This window comes from Mesorhizobium sp. M7A.F.Ca.ET.027.02.1.1, assembly GCF_004022985.1.
Lineage (GTDB): Bacteria > Pseudomonadota > Alphaproteobacteria > Rhizobiales > Rhizobiaceae > Mesorhizobium.
In genome coordinates, this window is record NZ_RZOL01000447.1 from 1 (window position 1) to 4,655 (window position 4,655).

Here is a 4,655-nt window from a genome sequence, read left to right on the forward strand (position 1 = left end):
ATGCTATTCTACATGATGCGCGGACTGCTGGCACTTACTATGCTGGTATTGGCGGCTACAAGAGTAGTCGCAGGTGAGCCGTTGTTCGACTCCATCACCGCCGGCGACAAGAATGCCGTGGAGCAAGCCTTGGCGGGCGGTGCCGACGTCGACAGCCGGGCACGCGACCAGGCAACGCTCCTCATCGCTGCTGCTCTCGACGATCAGCTTCCCATTGCGGAATTCCTGCTGAGCAAGGGCGCCGACGTCATGGCGCGCAATTCCGGTGGGTTTACCCCCCTCCACGCGGCTGCCTTTTCTGGAAGTCTCCCAGTCGCCAAGCTGTTGCTCGAACAGGGGGCGGTGCTCGAAGACTCGGCTAACAAGTCTGGGGTCACACCCTTGGTGATAGCGGGTGAGGAAAACCATGTAGAACTCGCAGAATTCCTCATTGCGCAAGGTGCGGATGTGAACCATGCCGAGGGTCATGGCTACATGCCGATTACCCGCGCGTTCTGGAAAGGCAATACCGACATCATAAAACTATTCAAACGGCATGGCGCGACGTGCCAGGCGAACGTCCTTGGCGAAGCGAACGCTGCGAAGTGCGAAGCTATCCACGATTGAACGGAGAACGCAGATGAACAGATCGACTAGACTGGTTTCCAATTCGGCGTCGGCAGTCATATGTGCGCTCACCTTGATGGCCGGTGCAGGCTCTGCCTTGGCCGACTCGGTGAATACCGGCTACTTCGGCGGAGTGGCGATCATGGGCTACGACACGGTCGCTTATTTCACCGATGGCAAGGCCGTGAAGGGTTCCGAAGACTTTTCCTATGAGTGGCTTGGCACGCCGTGGCATTTCGCCAGCAAGGAACACAAGGAAATGTTCATGAGCGAACCTGCCAAATACGCTCCTCAATACGGTGGTTACTGCGCGGGCGAGGTCGCACTCCACGAATCCGTCACCGTCAATGTCGATCCGGAAGCATTCAAGATCATCGATGGCAAGCTCTACTTGATCTACGACGAAGGGAACGCGGCCGCCTTTGCGGACAATGCCGATGATCTTGTTCCGAAGGGCGATGCAAAATGGCCGATCGTCGAAGCAAAGTTGGCAGTCGATGTGCCGGATTGGAACTTGATCAATAACCCCTGAGTCTTGCGAGCTCAATTCACTGTCACGAAGTGAAACACCATACCTGTATTGACATACGAATACCCGTTGCCGGCAGCGTCCCTGCGTCTGTAGACGGGACCACAGATGGGCCGCCCAAACATATTTTCGCTATGCTCACATAAGAGGTCGCGATCGACGTAGACCCTCTCGGTGAGCATTCGTGTCATCGTTCGGAAGACTGCCGTGCCGTCCTGTTCTATCTGCATAATGGCTGGAAGCCCATCCGGTTCGAGGTTGCCTTTCAAGGTCTTGCCAACAACAAAAGATGCGATTTCCGCACCGTTCAACCGGTCCTGTTCGTCGGCGGTGAAGCCGAACGGCCATTCGGGAAGTCCTGCCAGACGGAGGGCGTCGATGAGCGGTGCCAAATCTTCAGCGTTGCGAAGATGGGCATAGTGATTCCGAAACGCGTCCAACGACCGCAGTCGAGCCAAGGATTCGGTCTTCGTCACCAGCCGGAGGCCGTCCGCAATCGCCGCTTTGGCGTCCTCTGTGCGACCGGCGCGGGCATAGGCCGCTGCGAGCAGAATCCTCAGGCTGCCCGCCTCTGGAGCATCGTCGCGAGCGCGCTCGAGAGTCTCAATGGCTTTCCTGATGTCCCCGAGCAAAAGCAAGACAACCCCGACAACCTCCCGGTCTATCGGAGCCAGATTGGGATCAAGTTTCAATGCCGTCTCGACCGCCAATGCCGCTTTGTTATGGTTGCCGGCGAACAGCTGGATATAACCAACGGCAATTTCCGTCGCAGCGTCTCCGGAGCCTAATGCGACAGCACGCTCCGCCGAGGTGATCGCATCTTCATAGCGGCGATCCATGACCTGCATAATCCCGAGAACGGCGTAGGGCGATGAAAAATCCGAATCGAGCTCCAAAGCACGGCTTGCCTTCTCATATGCTCTCTTTCGCGCAAGCGCGCTCTGAATGATATCATCGGAGGCAGTCCGCCAAAGATAGACACTCAGCCGTGCGTCGGCGGCAAAGGCCTCGGCGAAGGTGGGGTCGAGCTTCTGCGCCTTCTCATACAGCGCAAGCGCCTCGCGCAATCCGTCGCCTCGACCGGTGCGCGCCTCCCGCTCCGCACGGAGGTAGGTATCATAGGCTTCGAGATTTGCAGTCGGCGGGCGTGCCATTCGCTCTCTCTCGGCTGCCGAAGCTTGGACGCCAAGCGCCTTGGCGATTTCCCGGCTCATCTCGTCCTGGACCGCAAACACGTCCGCGATGCCGCGATTGAACCGATTAGCCCATAGATTGTCGCCAGTGGCGATATCGATGAGCTGCGCGTTGAGGCGGATTTGATCGCCGGTCCGCCTCACGCTGCCGTCAACGACAAATTGCACGCCAAGGTCACGCCCAATATCTGCCAAAACGGGGGAGGTTCCTTTGTAGGCGAAGACGGAGTTACGGGCGATCACATCGAGCCCGGAAAGCTTCGCAAGATCGGTGATCAAATCTTCAGTGATGCCGTCGGCAAAATAGTCCTGGCCAGGATCGCCGCTCAGGTTCGTAAACGGCAGTACTGCAATGGAGGGCTTTTCGAGCGCGGAGAGTTTTTGCCATTGCCATGCAAAAATGCCTGCAAGCAAGACGACGAGCAGCGCTGCTACTCCTGCCAAAATCATGATGGGGGAACCTGGCCGGCTTGGCGCCGCTAAGATCTTCCCCGCGTCTCCGGGATCGAGCAGAACCCGATAGGCGCGAACCGAATCGGCGATATTTTTGAGGCGCTGCCCTCCGAGATCCGCAAAGCCGACATCCACTTTGTGCACCGCGTGATCGAACGCCGTCCCGGAGATGCAAACACCGCCTGGCTCGGCCATCGCTTCCAGGCGCGCCGCGATATTCACGCCATCTCCATAGATGTCGTCGCCCTCTACGATGACGTCGCCGAGATTGACGCCGATGCGAAACCGGAGCTGCCGGGCTTCGGGGATACCCTTGTTGCGGTCGACCATCCGGCGCTGGATCACAGCAGCACACTGGACGGCATCGACGACGCTGGCGAACTCGACGAGCGCGCCGTCGCCCATTAGCTTGATTATGCGGCCGTGGTGTTTCTTGATCTCGGGGTCGATCAGTTCGCGACGGCAGCTCTTCAGTCCCTCAAGCGTTCCTACCTCGTCCTCGCCCATGAGGCGGCTGTAACCAACCACGTCGGCAGCAAGTATTGCTGTAAGCCGTCGCTCCATACGTGCCCTGCGCCTTCCCTGGTCGGTCCAAGCGGCTTTGGCTCCAGCCTATTCTAGTCCTGCTTCGGACGCGAGTGTGCGCGACCGTGTTACGGCACAGCTAGAGGGGCGGTGTTACTCGGAATGGCAACGCGCCGGACCTTCCACCCACGAATCTGAACGGAATGCTCTCTCGACAAGATGTCCGCTTAGGTCATCAGCGCCGGCTTGGTTTGAGTGTCCGCTTTGGAGACGCCGAAATGCTCTGGGAATGACCGGAATGGGTCAGATCGCGTCGATGCTCCCCAAGTTCTGAAAGTCCGCTTCCACCCCTTTAACAGTTGAAAGCCGACCGTCAGTTTCCGGCCTCATCCCGGTCATTCGACAACGGTGGCGGATGACTGTTTCTGGTTAATGTAGTTGCTGCTCGGTGCCAGCCTCGGGCTTCCGCTGCCCACCCATCTCAGCCATTGACGGCAGTCACTTGATAGAGTTTTGACCCAAACCCACTTTGACTGACCTTATTCCCTCGCCGCCGCCCTGATGTCCAGCAGACCGTAGCCGAAATCATCGTCGCGTCCCTTGGGGCCGAGATCCCTGGCCGTCGCCGCGAGCGCCTTCTCGATGTCGTCGGCCGAGCGATCGGGCGCGGCATGGATGAGATTGGCGATGGCGCCGCTCACGATCGCCGCCGCAAACGAGGTGCCGGTGACCACGTCCGAACCGCCGCCGCTCGGCGCCACCATCTCGACGCCGGGCGCCGAGATGAAGACATAGGCGCCGCGATTGGCCTGCGGCATCAGCCCGTCCTTGGCATCAGTGGCGGTGACTGCGATGACACCATCGAAAGCCGCCGGATAGCCATAGGGCGCCTTCGGCCCGTTGTTGCCGGCTGCGGCGACCAGCACCATGCCGAGTGCGCGGGCATTGCGGCAGGCGACGCCGAGCAAATCGTTCTTCGGCCCGACGAAGCTCATATTGATGATGCGCACGTCCTGTTCCGCCGCCCAGTCGAGCGCCGACAGGATGACGTCCATGGTCGACTTGCCGCCCTCGAAGGCGCGGGCGTGATAGATCTTTGCGCCCGGGGCCATGCCTTCCAGCACGCCGACGCCGGCGATCAGCCCGTCGATCGACGTGCCGTGATCGCGCTTTTCGATCGGCACGTCGGGCATGGCGTCGAACTGCCCGGCAATGACGCCCGACAGCGCCGGGTTGGTGTCGTCGATGCCAGTGTCGATCACCGCGATGCGGACGTTTTCGCCGCTCGCCTGCTTGGCATCGAGCGCGATACGATCGAACGCATAGTTGACGATGCCGGCGGCCTGCTG

Annotated in this window: 4 protein-coding genes; 2 read left to right on the forward strand and 2 right to left on the reverse strand. The window is 59.8% G+C overall.

All coding sequences use genetic code 11. The features are described from left to right. The first annotated feature begins 15 nt into the window (after window positions 1–15). Window positions 16–606, forward strand: coding sequence for an ankyrin repeat domain-containing protein (locus EN749_RS30905; RefSeq protein WP_127320823.1), 591 nt, complete (start codon window positions 16–18; stop codon window positions 604–606). 13 nt (window positions 607–619) lie between these two features. Then, a complete protein-coding gene (locus EN749_RS30910; protein ID WP_127320817.1) occupies window positions 620–1,138 on the forward strand; it encodes a YHS domain-containing (seleno)protein in 519 nt (172 codons plus the stop codon). An 11-nt stretch (window positions 1,139–1,149) separates the two neighbouring features. On the opposite strand, the gene EN749_RS30915 is transcribed toward EN749_RS30910, so the two are convergent. Further along, window positions 1,150–3,345 (reverse strand): adenylate/guanylate cyclase domain-containing protein, encoded by a 2,196-nt coding sequence (locus tag EN749_RS30915; RefSeq protein WP_127808230.1) that lies wholly within the window; start codon window positions 3,343–3,345, stop codon window positions 1,150–1,152. A 500-nt stretch (window positions 3,346–3,845) separates the two neighbouring features. Beyond that, window positions 3,846–4,655, reverse strand: an 810-nt coding sequence (locus tag EN749_RS30920) for a S8 family serine peptidase (RefSeq protein ID WP_145991067.1), incomplete at its 5' end; no start/stop codon positions are given.